Here is a 13,885-nt window from a genome sequence, read left to right on the forward strand (position 1 = left end):
CCGCCGCTGGCTGCGTTGCCGGCCCTGCCTTGGAAGCGCACGTTTGCCGCAACTCTCGTCCCACCCAATGGCAGGCAAGACATCCATGTTCATCGTCGACACCGACGTTCACAATTACTGGTCCAGCGCCGAGGTGTTGCTGCCCTATCTCGAACCCTACTGGCGCGATTTCCTGATGCGCGGCGAGAAGCCCGGGCCCAAGGGAAGCTTCCCGCATGGTCACCGTCCGTGGCTGCACCCGGAAGGGTTCTCGAGGCACGACATTCGCCCGGAGACCGAGGACGACAATTATCTGATCATGAAGGAGAAGCACCTCGATCTCTATGACATCGATGTTGCGATCCTCACCGCCGACGAGCCCTTGGAAGCCTCGACTCTTGCCAACTACCACTATGCCAACGCACTGGTGAAAGCCTACAATGACTACATGATCGACTGGTGGCTGCCGAAGGATAGCCGCTTCAAGGGATCGATCATCATTTCGCCGACCGATCCCCATGGCGCCGCGGCCGAGATCCGGCGTCTCGGCCGCCACAAGGACATCGTCCAGGTCCTGGCGAGTCATGGCTCGCAACGCCCCTATGGCGATCCCTTCTACAATCCGATCCACGAAGCCTGCGCCGAGGTCGGGCTGCCCTTCGCCATCCATTTCGGCGGGCAGGGCGGCGTCAACCACAATGCGGTCGCCAGCGGCCCGACCGCCTATTATTGGGAAACGCACGCCTTGCTCAGCCAACCGGCGATGACCCATGTGGTCAGCATGATCTCCAACGGCGTGTTCGAAAAATATCCCGACCTCTATTTCGTCGTGATCGAGTGCGGCGTGTCGTGGGTGCCTTCGCTGATGTGGCGGCTTGATGCCAACTTCAAGGCGCTGCGAAAGGAGACGCCGTGGCTGAAGATGCTGCCGTCGGAATATTGCCGCCGCAACATCCGCTTCAGCACCCAGCCGTTGGAGCAACCCCAGAACGTCAGGCATCTATGGGAAACGCTGGAGCACATGGACGGCCAGAACACGCTGCTTTTCGCCTCCGACTACCCGCACTGGGACTTTGACGCGCCGACCAATCTGCACATCCCATCGGGCTGGCGCGACAAGATCATGGGGCTGAATGCGTTGGAGGTCTACAAGCGCATCGAGGCTCCAGCGGCGGCCGTGAGGGTCGCCTGATGAGCGCCGCCACAACCGCTGCGGCGCGGACCTTTGCCTGCAAGGCCGCCGAGGTCGCTGTGGGCAAACCCAGGATCGTCACCATCGGCCGCATCCGCGTCGGCATATTCCAACTCGAGGATGGCTATGCCGCGCTGCTCAACATCTGCCCCCATCGGGCGGGCAATCTATGCGAGGGGCCGGTATCGGGCACCAATCGGCAAACGGACAAGACGGAATTCGTCTATGAGCGCGCCGGAGAGCTCATTCGCTGCGCCTGGCATGGATGGGAGTTCGACATCCGGTCCGGCAAATGCCTTGTCGACGAGAAGCTCAGGGCGCGCACCTTTCCCGTTCATGTCGACGGCGACGACCTCTATCTCGAAATGCGCCGCTGACCGCAATGTGCCCTAAACTTTGGGAGTTTCGACAATGGAAACCGTGAAGTTCACCCAGATGAAGGATGGCGACCGCGAGGACTATGCCTTCCTGACCGAACATGAGACCGAATACGCCGCCGGCACGGCCGACCGGCTGCTGGCGGCGATGGTCGAACTCGACAAATCGTTATCGGGCTACAAGGTGACGCGACTCGGCCATTCGCTGCAGGCCGCCACGCGTGCCTGGAATGCCGGCGCGGATATCGACTGGGTGGTGTCGGCGCTCCTGCATGACATCGGCGACATCTACGCACCCTACAATCACGACGAATACGCGGCCGCCATCTTGCGTCCATTCGTACGCGAGCAATGCGCCTGGGTGGTGGAAAAGCATGGCGATTTCCAGCTGATCTACTATGGCGCGCATGTCGGTGCGAATCCGCACAAGCGGGATGCGCTCAGGGACAACGCCTATTTCGACGATTGCGCCGAGTTCTGCGAGAGATGGGACCAGTCGAGCTTCGATCCGGATTATCCGACACGGCCAATGAACTTCTTCGCGCCGCTGGTGCGGGAAGTGTTCGCCCGCAAGAGCTACGATCCCGCTGTCGTCAGGCCCGGAATGCGCATTGCGCTGTCGGATGACGCGGCCGCCGCCGAGCGGTCGGGCATGTAGCGAGACTGAGATATTTTCCAGTGGAGTGCCCCGGCCAGTCCTCCCCGCTTCGCCCTCGAAGGTTGCCCCTCAGTTCAAGGGCGATCCGCCTTCGCGCTTGCGCCGCTCCATATAGTCGCGCAGCGCCTCGTCGATGCCGGGATCGATCGGCGGCTGCTCATATTCAGCGACCATGCGTTTCCAGATCGCGTTGGCCCGTTCACGCGCGGTGATCTGGCCGCGTTCCATCCAGGTGTCGTAGTTGTCCCAGTTGGACAACAGGGGCGAATAGAAGGCGCGCTCATAGCGCTGCATGGTATGTGCGGCGCCGAAGAAGTGCCCGGCCGGCCCGACCTCGCGCACAGCGTCCAGCGCCAGCGTGTCGATGTCGACGACGGGCGGATCGAAATAGGCCGACATCATCTGCAGCATCTCGGCATCGATCACCAGTTTCTCGAACGAAGCGGTCAGGCCGCCGCCGAGCCAGCCGGCCGCGTGCAGCACCAGATTGGCGCCGCCCATCAGGCAGCCCCACAAGGACATCGCGCTCTCGTAAGCCGCTTGCGCGTCGACAGCATTGGCGGCGGTGACGTTGCTGGAGCGGAACGGCACGCCGATCAGCCGGCAGAGCTGCCCGGTGATCTGCGCGGCTTGCGTATATTCCGGCGTGCCGAAGGCCGGCGCTCCGGTCTTCATGTCGACATTGGAGGTGAAGCCCCCATACATCACCGGCACGCCGGGACGGACGATCTGCGTCAGCACGATGCCAGCCAGCGCCTCGGCATGCTGCTGCGACAGCGCGCCGGCAAGCGTCACCGGGCTCATGGCCCCGGCCAGCGTGAACGGCGTGATGACGTTGACCTGGCCGTGCTCGGCCAATGCGATCAGCCCTTCGGCCATCGGCTCGTCGAGCTGCAGCGGTGAATTGGTGTTGATGATGCCGGTGAACACCGGCATCTCCCGCGCCAGATTTTCGCGCGTCGTACCGAGCGAGATCGCCACCATCTCCAGCGCGTCGATGGCGCGGCCGTGACCAAGCGCCTGCGGCTGCCAGTTCTTGTCGAGCAAGGTGATCTCGGCATAGTAGAGGTCGAGGTGCCGGGTGTTCTGATGCAGGTCGAGCGGTTCGAACGGCCCGCCGCCTTCCTGGTGCAGCACGTTGAAGGACTGGATGAGCTTCAGATAGTCGCACATCTCCGCATAGGTGCCGGGGCGACGACCGCGGTCATTGTCCATGACATAGGCCGGCCCGCCGACCGACGACAGGATGCAGTGCCGCCCGCCGACCTTGACGTTCTTCTGAGGGTTGCGGGCGCGCAGCTCGAAGGATGACGGCGCCATGGCGACCCGCTCCATCACCATGGCGCGGTCGAAGCGCACGCGCATCTCGCCTTCGTCGACGGTGCAGCCGGCCGCTCGATAGAGCTGGCGCGCCCGCGGCTGCAGCACGCGCATGCCGATCTCCTCGAGGATGGTGAGGCCCATTTCGTGGATAGCCTGCACCTGGTCGGCCGATAGGATCTCGATCGGCGCGTAGGGCCGCGTCAGCTGCTTCCAGGGCCGTTGCGCGATGCCGCCCACCTCGCGCTGGGGGCGACCGGGCCTGCGACGTGCGGCAATACGCTCCATGGCTTTCTGGACCTCCTTGTTGACGCAATTCCGAACGGAAAACCCGTTCGCTTTTCCTGGAATTGCTCTATTCGGCTGCCGTTCGCATCTCGAAATCCGCTGCCGCATCGACGATCGGCGTGTCGCGGCGGTAAGGCCGCCAGCGAAGCTTCTCGCCGATTTCGCGTGCCAGCTTGTGGCCGCTATGCACCGCATGGGCGATGGCGCCGGGCGCCAGCGTGTCGCCGACGCGATCGACGCTCCGGATGCCCGCCGCCGCGAGCACGTCCGCTCTTTCGCTCAGCGCCTCGAACAATTCGTTTCGCGGCAAACGCAGGCCGACGATCAGCACCGAGCGGCAGGCCATGCGGGTCTCCTCGCCAGTGAACAGATGCGCCAGTGTTGCCGTCTCGCCATCGAAGGATTTCAGCAGATGCAGCGTCGTCACCGGCACGTTGCGGCGCGCCAGCGCCCGGTGCACCAGCGGCAGCTCGTTGGTCATAATGGTCCATGCCGACGCTTGGCCGGCCGATGTCGCATAGCTGACCGGAATGCCTTGCGCGGCTAGATGCTCGGTGAGGACGCTGCCCATGTAGTAATTGTCGAAATCGAAGACCAGCGTCGGCCCTTCAGGGAGCTTGCCGGCGGCGATGTCGTCGGGTGTGAGTACGTTCGCATGGTCGAGCCGTCCGACGGGGATCTCCATCGAGGAATAGAGCATGTTCGTCCAGCGCGCGCCGGTCGCCAGCACCACGCGCTCCGGCGCCAGGTCGATGATCTCGTCGGCGCCGAGCGCGCTTTCGGGATAGAGCGAGACATTGCTCATCTCGCCGATGCGGCCGAGGCGGTATTCGACGACACGATTCCAGGCCGACAGCCCTGGCAATGTCTTCTCGAAGGTCAGCCGTCCGCCGAAGCCGCGGCTGGCGTCGGCAAGCATCACCTCGTGGCCGCGGCGGCCGAGTGTCATGGCGCATTCGAGCCCGGCCGGTCCGCCGCCGACAATGAGGATGCGTTCGGGCCTGTCGGCGCGCCCGGCGCGCTCGGGATGCCAGCCGCGCCGCCACTCCTCGCCGGCGGTCGGATTCTGGGTGCAGCGCACCGGCACGCCGTCATGCCAGCTCGAAATGCAGATGTTGCAGCCGATGCATTCGCGGATCTCGGCCTCGCGGCCCTCGCGGATCTTGGCCGGCAGGAAGGGATCGGCGATCGACGGCCGCGCGCCGCCGATGAAGTCGAGCACGCCGCGCCGGATCTGCGACACCATCGTGTCCGGCGAGGTGAAGCGCCCGACGCCGACCACCGGCTTTTTCGTCAGCGACTTGACGAAATCGATCACCGGCTCGTGGCTGCCTTCGCCGGTGAAGCGCGACGCCGAGCAATCCGTCGGGCTTGAGTCCATCTTGACGTCGAACAGGTCGGGCAGGTCGGCCAAAAGTTCGATCAGCTCATGGGCTTCCGAGGGCTGGTTGCGGCCAGGCCGGCCGCGCAGCTCCTCAAGGCTGACACGAAGCGCGACACCGCAATCCTTGCCCACGGCGTCCTTCGTCACCTCGATCATCTCGCGCACGAAGCGGACACGGTTCCCGATCGAGCCGCCATATTCGTCGACGCGATGATTGTATTCCGGCAGCAGGAACTCGTAGCCGAGATAGCCCATCCCGGCATAGACATAGACGATATCGAAGCCGGCCGTGCGCGCCTTGCGTGCCGCTTCGGCCTGGCATCTCAGCACCTCGCGGATGTCGGCCTTGTCCATCGTCTTCGGCCTCAGATTGCCCATGAAGCCGACATGCGTGGCCATCCACGGAATGCCGGATGGCGACAACGGCGGCAGGCGGCTTGTGCGGTTCATCACCGAAGCGCCGCCATGCCACAGCTCCACGCCGGCAAGCGATCCATGGCGGTGCACGGCTTCCGTCATCAGCGCGTGAGCGCGGATGTCGTTGTCGTCCCACAGCGTCGCGAAAGGCAGCGGCGCATCGTCCGAAGTCGGATCGATCGAGCAAGCCCCCGTGCAGATCACGCCCCATCCGCCTTCGGCCTTGGCTTCGCGAAACGCTGCGCGAACGCGCGGCAGCGCGTTTGTCATCCCGCTAGCATGCGGCACCTGATAGAAGCGGTTCGGCGCGGTGACGGGCCCTATTCTTACCGGCTCGAACAGGATTTCGTAACGAGGGTTGCACGGCATGGCGGCGTCTCGAATGCACTGTTGAACGATCGTTCAACAACGTAATCGAGATCGTTCTGGAACGCAATGGCCAAAGCGAGCCGTCCTTCCAGCCTGGCGCGCATATGACGTCCATGTGCCAAATGGCGAGACCCGTCAGGATCACCAACGGCCCGGCGAAACCGACAGTTCATCATTGGCGTCAAACTGGAGCCGGACTCAAAGCGAGGCTTGAAATGCACGTATGATCGGCACCGTCATGTCGATCCGGCCGATCCTTGCGTGTTCATGTTCTACGAGAACTGGCGCTCGAAGGACGACCTCGAGCGGCATCTGGCGGTGCCGCATTGGAAGCCGCTATTTGGACGCCTTGACGATCTGGTCGCACGTCCGACGTCCGTCGTTTCGTGATGTTGAGCCGAATGGCGACGTGAAGCAGCGTCGCCGATTATAAGCTCAAGCCTGATCGTCACGCCGGCTTGTCGTCAGGGTGCCCAAGCTCGCAGAACCAGCCGCCGAGATATTTCACCGACGGTTTGTTCGGATCGGGAACAGGCGTCTTCGCCTCGATGGCGGCGCGGAATGGTTCGGCGCTGTCCTGCGGGACAAAGCCCAGATGGTCGGCGCCGCTGTTGTCGACCATCTTCAGCTTGTTGTTGGAAATGCCGAAGGAGATCGTATGGCCGACGCGCGGCGCGGTCAGCGACGCCTCGACCAGCCGCACGCAGTCGGCGAAGGAGAGGTATGACCACAGCATGCGCCGATCGGCCGGCTCGGCGAAGGACGAGAAGATGCGCAGGCACACGGTCTCGATGCCGAACTTGTCCCAATAGAGCCGGCTGAGGCTTTCGACGAAATTCTTCGACACGCCATAGAGGCTGTCGGGGCGCACCGGTGCGTCGACGCCGATATGCGCCTCGATCTCGTGATAGCCGATGGCATGCACCGAGGAGGCGTAGATGACGCGCTTCACGCCGTGTTTCCGGGCCCCTTCATAGATGTGGTAGGAGCCGCGGATGCTGGAATCGAGGATGGTCTGCCATTCGCATTCGAGCGGCGCGCCGCCGAAATGCACGATCGCGTCACAGTCCCTGGTCGCTGCGATGGTCGCCTCCATGTCGGCGAGGTCGAAGACCGCTTCCTCCTCGTGCGGCGCGAGATCGCCGAACGGCTCGCGCCCCGCCAGGCGGATTGTCCTTGCCAGCGGCACCAAGCCCTTGCGCAGTTGCGAGCCGAGCCGGCCGGCGGCGCCGGTGATCAGGATACGTTCGTAATGCGGCATTCGTTTACTCCACTTGCGCGACCGCGGCGTTGATGCGCGCGATCGCTTCGCTCAGCACCTCTTCGCTGGTCGCGGTCGAGATGCGGAAAAAGGGCGACAGTCCATAGGCGACGCCGGGCACGGACGCCACACGGCCTTCGCTCAGAAGATAGTTGGCCACGGCCGCATCGTCCCCCAGAACGTCGCCCTTGGGCGTCTTGCGGCCGATCAGGCTGGCGCAGCCGATATAGGCGTAGAAGGCGCCCTCCGGCGGCGACAGCGTCAGGCCGTTGATCTTCCTGATGCCGTCGACGACCAGGTCGCGACGCCTCTCGAAGGCCTGGCGGAAGCGCGCCACCTCGTCCTGCGGCCCGTTAAGCGCGGCGACGGTGGCGGCCTGCGCGATCGAGCACACCGAGGTGCAGGACTGGCTCTGGATCGTCGACATCGCCTTGACGAGCGGTGCGGGTCCTGCCGCGTAGCCGACGCGCCAGCCGGTCATCGCATAGGATTTCGAGACGCCGTTGACGATCAGCGTGCGGTGCTTGAGTTCGGGACATGCCTTGCCGAAGGAAACGAACTCGCGCCCGTCGAAGAGGATGTGCTCGTAAATCTCGTCGGAGAGGACAAGCACATGCGGGTGCTTGGCCAGCACCGCGCCCAGCGCCTTGAGATCGGATTCTGAATACACCGCGCCGGATGGATTGCCCGGCATGTTGAGGAAGAGCCACTTCGTCCTCGGCGTGATGGCCTCCTCAAGCAATGCGGGCGTCAGCCGAAAGCCAGTGGTTTCTGGACATTCGACGACGACAGGCGTGCCGCCGAGCAGCTTCACCATCTCGGGATAGGAGACGAAATAGGGCGCCGGCAGGATCGTTTCGTCGCCGGTCTCCAGCGTCGCCATCAGCGCGTTGAAGATGATCTGCTTGGCGCCGTTGGCCACGACGATGTCGTCGGCCGAGTAGTCCAGCCCGTTCTCGCGACGGAACTTGCCGGCTATCGCCTCGCGCACTTCGGCTGTGCCGGCGGCAGCCGTGTAGAGCGTCTGGCCGGCCTTCGCGGCGAAATGGGCGGCGTCGATGATGTGCAGCGGAGTCGGAAAGTCGGGCTCGCCCAGCCCGAGATCGATCACATCCACGTCCTTGGCACGCAGCGCCCTGGCGGCCTGCGAAGCGGCCATCGATGCGGAGGGTTTCACCACCGACAGGCGCGAGGCAACATAGCTCATCAATCGTTCTCCGAAATATAGCCCTTGGATCGGTCGTTGGCCCGCGCCGCGGCGCTGCGCTTGGCCGGATCGCCATAGCCGCCGCCGCCCGGCAGCTCCAATATCAGCCGCCGGCCGGCGGGCACATGCTGCCAGCCCTTGGGGCGCATCTTCGTGCCGTCATCCAACTTGACCACGCCGGCGACGCCAGGCTTGCCGCCATTGCGTCCGCGTGGCGGATGGTTGACGCGGTCGAACATGGCCGAGAAGTCGAATTCATGGCCTTCGGTCGCGGCGATCTCGATGATCTGCCCGAGGCCGCCGCGGAATTCGCCGTCGCCGCCGGAATTGGGTCGTAGCTCCTTGCGCCAGATGACGATCGGGCCGGTGTGCTCCGTCGCCTCGATCGGCATCGTGTGCACGCCAGACGGAAAGGCCGTAGCCGACAAGCCGTCGAGCTCGGGGCGGGCACCCATGCCGCCGGAGTTGAACATCAGCACTTCGGCGCGGCGGCCGGTGCCACCGGCGACCGGGCGTGCCGAAATGTGGATGTTCCACAGCGCGCCGGCACCTTCGGCGAGGATTTTTCCCGGCAGAGCCTTGGAGAATGCGCCCAGCACCAGATCGGGAACCATGTGGCCGAAGATGTGCCTGAGCGCCACCGGCGCCGGCCGCACGGCATTCAGGATGTTGACCGGCGACGACACGGTGAAGAAAGCGAGCGAGGCTGCATTGTTCGGAATGTCGGGCGCCACCATGCATTTCAGCGCGTAGCAGGCATAGGCCTTGCTGTAGATGATCGGGCAGTTGATGCCCCAGCGGCTCATCGGATCGGTGCCGGTGAAGTCGACCTCGACATGGTCGTCGCGCACCGAAACCGTAGCCGCGAGCTTAACGGGCTCGTCGTAGCCGTCGGTCACGAGCTCGTTCGACCAGCTTCCCTTGGGCAGCGCCCCGATGCGTTCGAGCATGGCGTCGCGGGTACGCGAGAAGATGAAGTCGCCGAGACGGTCGAGCGAGGTGAGGCCGATCTCCTTCATCATGTCGACGAGACGCCGGTGGCCGACCTCGTTGCAGGCCGCGAGCGAATAGAAATCGCCGACCACCTGATTGGGCTCGCGGACATTGGCGCGCAGGATCCTGACCAGGTCGAGATTGACCTTGCCCTTCTCCGCGAACTTCATGATCGGGATCTGGATGCCTTCCTCATAGACCGACTTGCCGTCGGCGCCGAAGCCGCGGCCGCCGACATCGACGACATGCGCCGTGCAGGCGAAGAAGGCGACGAGCTCGCCGTTGAGGAAGGACGGCGATACCATTGTGATGTCGTGCAGATGGCCGGTGCCCAGCCAAGGATCGTTGGTGACATAGGTGTCGCCCTCGAACATCTCCTCGCGCGGGATCGCGTTCATGAAATGCAGCACGGCCTCGGCCATGGTGTTGACGTGACCGGGCGTGCCGGTGACGGCCTGCGCCAGCATCTGGCCGCGCGGATCGAACACGCCCGCCGACAGGTCGCCGGACTCGCGCACCGAGGTCGAGAAGGCGGTGCGCAGCAAGGTCAGCGCCTGCTCCTCGACCACCGAGATCAACCGGTTCCACATGACCTGCATGCGGATTTCGCCAATGTCGCTCATGCCTAGCTGCCTTTGCGGATCAGGAGGATCGCGCCGTCGCTCTGGATGACGGCATCGAAGCTGGTGGTGACGACGGTCGATGTCTCGCGCTCGACGATGACGGCCGGGCCCGCCACACGATCGCCCGTGTAAAGCGTCTCGCGCTCGACGATGCCATAGCTGCGCGGCGCGCCGCTGACCGGATCGAACACCTCCCGGGTCGTTGTCGGTTGGCTGGTCTTCTTGCCCATGGTGAGTTCGTGCCGCGCAACCGCAGGCCGAACATCCGTTGCCTTCACCGACCAGGTAACGATCTCGATCTCCAGCCCGTCGAGCCCGTCGATGGCACGGCCGAAGAAGCGCTGGTAGCTCTCCTCGAACAGCTCCTTGAGCTTGGCGACGGCATCGTCGCCGAATGGCGCATCGGCCACCGGCACGGGGATTTCCCAGCCCTGGCCGGCATAGCGCATGAAGGCGGTGATCTCGCAGACGATTTGGCCGCTGGCGACGGTGCGCACAAAACCTTCAGCGGAGGCTTTGAGATCGGCGAGCAGGGCGTTGACCTCGGCCGGCTTAAATTGCGACAGGCGCGCCAGCTTCGAGGTCAGCGCTTCGTAGCCGAACGGGGCCTTGAGGAAACCGATCGCCGACCCGACGCCGGCGCCGCGCGGCACGATGCACCGGTCGATGCCGAGCTTTTCGCACAGCCTTGCCGCGTGAAGCGGCGCGGCGCCGCCAAAGGCGATCATCAGATTCTCAGAGATGTTCTTGCCGTTCTCGACGGCGTGGACGCGCGCGGCGTTGGCCATGTTCTCGTCTACCACCTCGCAGATGCCGAAGGCGGTCGCCATGGCGTTGAGCGACAGGCGCTCGCCGACCTCGCGCAGGATGGCCTGTTCGGATGCAGCCGTATCGAGCCTGATCGCGCCGCCGGCGAAATTGTGTGGATCGAGCTTGCCGAGCACGAGGTCCGCGTCGGTGATTGCCGGGCGGCTGCCACCGCGGCCGTAGCAGGCCGGGCCCGGCTCCGATCCCGCGCTCTCGGGCCCGGTCTGGATGCGGCCCATGGCGTCGACCCAGGCGATGGAGCCGCCGCCGGCGCCGATCTCGATCATCTCGATGACGGGGATCGAGATCGGCATGCCCGAGCCTTTCGAGAAGCGGTAGGTGCGCGCCACTTCGAAGGTCCGCGCGGTGCGCGGCGCATAGTCCTCGATCAGGCAGATCTTGGCAGTGGTTCCGCCCATGTCGTAGGAGACGACCTTTTCCAGTCCGAAGCGCTTGGCGATGTCGGCTGCGAAAATGGCGCCGCCGGCCGGGCCGGATTCAACCAGCCGTACCGGAAATTCCGAAGCGGTTTCCACCGAGATCAATCCGCCGCCGGAGTGGATCATGAAGACGGGGCATTCGGCGCCCATGTCCTTCAGCCGCGTCTGCAGACGGGCGAGGTAGTCGGCCATCTGCGGCCGCACATAGGCGTTGGCGCAGACCGTGTTGAAGCGCTCGAACTCGCGCATCTGCGGCGAGACCTCGGCGCTGATCGAGATCGGGATTCTAAGCTTGCGAGCAAGGATTTCGCGCGCGCGGCGCTCATGGTCCGGGTTGGCGTAAGCGTGGATGAAGCCGATCGCCACCGAGCCGAAATTGCCGGCCGCGATGCGGTCGGCGATCTCCTCCAGGGCGACTTCGTCAAGCGGCTGCAATTCCTGGCCTTCCGCGCCGATGCGGCCCTTGACCGTGAAGCGGTCCTCGCGCGGGATCAGCGGCGTTGGCAGCTGCAAGTTAAGGTCATATTGCTCGAAGCGGTTTTCCGTCCGCATCTCGATCACGTCGCGAAAACCTTCGGTCGTGATCAGGGCCGTCCTGGCCCCGCGCCGCTCGATCAGCGCGTTGGTGGCGAGCGTCGTGCCGTGGATGATGATGCCGATCTCGGCCGCCGAAATCCCGGCATCGCGGATGACGACGTCGATGCCATCCAGGATCGCCTGCTCGGGCGCCGAATAGTTCGTCAGAACCTTGGTCGAGAATATCGTTCCCCTGACATCGAGGGCGATGTCGGTGAAGGTGCCGCCGATGTCAGCGCCAAGGCGGATGTCGTCTGATCTGGAGGTCATGCCTTGGCTTTCTGGGAAGCGAGCGCGGCGTCGCGCATCTGGGAGAGGGTTTGGCGAGGCGTCAGCGCTTCGGGTGAGATGGCGATGTCGAGGACGGCGCCGGTCGCGGATTGCAGCGCGCGCTCGAATGCCGCCGCGAAATCGCCGGTGGCCTCGACGCGCTCCGCGTGGAAGCCGTAAGCCTTCGCCAGCGTCACGAAGTCGGGGTTCTCGAGCGAGGTGCCGGAGACGCGAGCCGGATAGTTGCGTTCCTGATGCGCGCGGATCGTGCCGTAGATGCCGTTGTTGATGATCAGCACGATCGGCTGCGCGCCCGCCTGCATGGCGGTGCCGAGTTCCTGGCAGTTCATCTGGAAGTCGCCGTCGCCGGCAAAGCAGACGACCGTGCGCTGCGGATAAGCGACCTTGGCGGCGATTGCCGCCGGCAGGCCGTAGCCCATGGCGCCGGACTGCGGCGCGAGCAGCCGGGCCCCAGGCCCGAACTTGAAGAACTTGTTTGGCCACACGGTGAAATTGCCGGCGCCGTTGGTGAGGATGACGTCGGCCGGCAAGGTCTCGCGCAGCCAGGCGCTGACCGCGACCATGTCTACGGGACCGGGCTGCACCGGCGCGGCAAAAGTTCCCTCATAGGCCTTACGCGCCGCAGCGCGCCAATCGGCCCAGCCACCCTTCACCGGCGTCAGCGCCTTGGCGAAAGCGTTCGGGCCGGCATGGACGCCGATCGCGGGCACGTAGATCTTGCCGATCTCGCGGTCGGAGCCGTGCACATGGATCAGCTTCTGGCGCGGCACGGGCACGGAGAGCAGCGTGTAACCGTCCGTCGTCATCTCGCCGAAGCGGACATTGACGGCGAGGATCACGTCCGCGTCGCGGATCAGGTTCTTCACATGCGGCACCATGCCGACGCCGGCCTCGCCGACGAAGACCGGCGAGTGATTGTCGAACTGGTCCTGATAGCGGAAGGCGGCGACGACCGGGATGTCGGAGGCTTCGGCGAAGACCTTGAGCGCGGTGCGTCCGTCCGCCGTCCAGTTGGCGCCGCCCATGAGGAGGACCGGCCTCTCGGCCGCCGCCAGCATCTTGAGTGCCGCAGCAGTCGCCTCCTGTGCCGGCGCGGCTTCGAAAATCGCTGCGGGACCGCTCAGCGGCACGGATTCGGTCGCGGTGGTCAGCATGTCTTCCGGCAACGCGACCACGACGGGGCCGGGCCTTCCCGTCAGGGCCGCGGTCCAGGCCCGCGCCACGATCTCCGGGAGGCGCTTGACGTCGTCGATCTCCACCGCCCATTTTGCGACCGTTCCATACACTGCCCGGTAGTCGATTTCCTGGAAGGCTTCTCGGCCCTTCATGTCGGTGCCAACCTGGCCGACGAACAGGATCATCGGCGAACTGTCCTGCATCGCCGTATGCACGCCAATGCTGGCATTGGTGACGCCAGGGCCCCGCGTCACGAAGCAGATACCCGGCGTGCCCGTCAGCTTGCCGTAGGCGGAGGCCATGAAGGCAGCGCCGCCTTCATTGCGGCAAAGCACATAGTCCAGCTTTCCACGCGTGTCGTGCAGCGCGTCGAGAACGGCGAGATAGCTTTCGCCGGGTACGCCGAAGCTCTTGGTCGCGCCCAGGGCGATCAGGCACTCGACAAGAAGGCGACCGCCATTGCGGACCATGCTTCGACATCCTCTTAAGCGGCGGCAAGCAGACCAGCCCGCCTTTCGGATTATACC

The 13,885-nt window shown here is 64.7% G+C and carries 11 protein-coding genes; 4 read left to right on the forward strand and 7 right to left on the reverse strand.

What is annotated here, in order from left to right:
• Window positions 1-85: 85 nt before the first annotated feature.
• The 3 genes from ACVMIM_RS08695 to ACVMIM_RS08705 are packed head-to-tail and all read left to right on the forward strand — an operon-like array spanning window position 86 to window position 2,206.
• Window positions 86-1,171 (forward strand): amidohydrolase family protein, encoded by a 1,086-nt coding sequence (locus tag ACVMIM_RS08695; RefSeq protein WP_476111598.1) that lies wholly within the window; start codon window positions 86-88, stop codon window positions 1,169-1,171.
• Window positions 1,171-1,548, forward strand: coding sequence for a Rieske (2Fe-2S) protein (locus tag ACVMIM_RS08700; RefSeq protein ID WP_476111599.1), 378 nt, complete (start codon window positions 1,171-1,173; stop codon window positions 1,546-1,548). Before ACVMIM_RS08695 ends, ACVMIM_RS08700 begins: the two co-directional genes overlap by 1 nt.
• Before the next feature lie 34 nt (window positions 1,549-1,582).
• Window positions 1,583-2,206: an HD domain-containing protein gene (locus ACVMIM_RS08705; RefSeq protein ID WP_476111600.1), complete on the forward strand. Its 624-nt coding sequence runs from the start codon at window positions 1,583-1,585 to the stop codon at window positions 2,204-2,206.
• Between the two features lie 69 nt (window positions 2,207-2,275).
• Here the strand turns inward: ACVMIM_RS08705 and ACVMIM_RS08710 are convergent, their stop codons facing one another.
• Window positions 2,276-3,814, reverse strand: a complete 1,539-nt coding sequence (locus ACVMIM_RS08710) for a trimethylamine methyltransferase family protein (RefSeq protein ID WP_476111601.1) — start codon at window positions 3,812-3,814, stop codon at window positions 2,276-2,278.
• Between the two features lie 67 nt (window positions 3,815-3,881).
• The gene (locus ACVMIM_RS08715; RefSeq protein WP_476111602.1) at window positions 3,882-5,984 is read right to left on the reverse strand and encodes an oxidoreductase; all 2,103 of its coding nucleotides are present in this window, start codon (window positions 5,982-5,984) and stop codon (window positions 3,882-3,884) included.
• A 210-nt stretch (window positions 5,985-6,194) separates the two neighbouring features.
• Between ACVMIM_RS08715 and ACVMIM_RS08720 the strand changes: the two genes are divergently transcribed.
• A complete protein-coding gene (locus ACVMIM_RS08720; protein WP_476111603.1) occupies window positions 6,195-6,374 on the forward strand; it encodes a putative quinol monooxygenase in 180 nt (59 codons plus the stop codon).
• A 58-nt stretch (window positions 6,375-6,432) separates the two neighbouring features.
• Here the strand turns inward: ACVMIM_RS08720 and ACVMIM_RS08725 are convergent, their stop codons facing one another.
• The 5 genes from ACVMIM_RS08725 to ACVMIM_RS08745 are packed head-to-tail and all read right to left on the reverse strand — an operon-like array spanning window position 6,433 to window position 13,828.
• Window positions 6,433-7,245 carry an NAD-dependent epimerase/dehydratase family protein gene (locus ACVMIM_RS08725; protein ID WP_476111604.1) on the reverse strand — a complete coding sequence of 271 codons (813 nt, stop codon included), beginning with the start codon at window positions 7,243-7,245 and terminating at the stop codon, window positions 6,433-6,435.
• 4 nt (window positions 7,246-7,249) lie between these two features.
• Window positions 7,250-8,452, reverse strand: a complete 1,203-nt coding sequence (locus ACVMIM_RS08730; protein WP_476111605.1) for a pyridoxal phosphate-dependent aminotransferase — start codon at window positions 8,450-8,452, stop codon at window positions 7,250-7,252.
• Entirely contained in the window at window positions 8,452-10,068 is a 1,617-nt protein-coding gene (locus ACVMIM_RS08735) for a hydantoinase B/oxoprolinase family protein (RefSeq protein WP_476111606.1), read from the reverse strand. The genes ACVMIM_RS08730 and ACVMIM_RS08735 overlap by 1 nt, the downstream gene beginning before the upstream one ends.
• A 2-nt stretch (window positions 10,069-10,070) precedes the next feature.
• Window positions 10,071-12,161: a hydantoinase/oxoprolinase family protein gene (locus ACVMIM_RS08740; RefSeq protein WP_476111607.1), complete on the reverse strand. Its 2,091-nt coding sequence runs from the start codon at window positions 12,159-12,161 to the stop codon at window positions 10,071-10,073.
• Window positions 12,158-13,828: a thiamine pyrophosphate-dependent enzyme gene (locus ACVMIM_RS08745; RefSeq protein ID WP_476111608.1), complete on the reverse strand. Its 1,671-nt coding sequence runs from the start codon at window positions 13,826-13,828 to the stop codon at window positions 12,158-12,160. The genes ACVMIM_RS08740 and ACVMIM_RS08745 overlap by 4 nt, the downstream gene beginning before the upstream one ends.
• Between the last annotated feature and the right edge of the window lie 57 nt (window positions 13,829-13,885).

The organism is Mesorhizobium sp. USDA 4413 (assembly GCF_056280365.1).

Excerpts from the sequence above, each read along its gene's own strand:
- ACVMIM_RS08710 (WP_476111601.1), bottom strand. The coding sequence starts at position 3,814 with ATGGAGCGTATTGCCGCACGTCGCAGGCCCGGTCGCCCCCAGCGCGAG.
- ACVMIM_RS08730 (WP_476111605.1), bottom strand. The coding sequence starts at position 8,452 with ATGAGCTATGTTGCCTCGCGCCTGTCGGTGGTGAAACCCTCCGCATCG.
- ACVMIM_RS08725 (WP_476111604.1), bottom strand. The coding sequence starts at position 7,245 with ATGCCGCATTACGAACGTATCCTGATCACCGGCGCCGCCGGCCGGCTC.
- ACVMIM_RS08700 (WP_476111599.1), top strand. The coding sequence starts at position 1,171 with ATGAGCGCCGCCACAACCGCTGCGGCGCGGACCTTTGCCTGCAAGGCC.
- ACVMIM_RS08740 (WP_476111607.1), bottom strand. The coding sequence starts at position 12,161 with ATGACCTCCAGATCAGACGACATCCGCCTTGGCGCTGACATCGGCGGC.
- ACVMIM_RS08695 (WP_476111598.1), top strand. The coding sequence starts at position 86 with ATGTTCATCGTCGACACCGACGTTCACAATTACTGGTCCAGCGCCGAG.
- ACVMIM_RS08735 (WP_476111606.1), bottom strand. The coding sequence starts at position 10,068 with ATGAGCGACATTGGCGAAATCCGCATGCAGGTCATGTGGAACCGGTTG.
- ACVMIM_RS08715 (WP_476111602.1), bottom strand. The coding sequence starts at position 5,984 with ATGCCGTGCAACCCTCGTTACGAAATCCTGTTCGAGCCGGTAAGAATA.
- ACVMIM_RS08745 (WP_476111608.1), bottom strand. The coding sequence starts at position 13,828 with ATGGTCCGCAATGGCGGTCGCCTTCTTGTCGAGTGCCTGATCGCCCTG.
- ACVMIM_RS08705 (WP_476111600.1), top strand. The coding sequence starts at position 1,583 with ATGGAAACCGTGAAGTTCACCCAGATGAAGGATGGCGACCGCGAGGAC.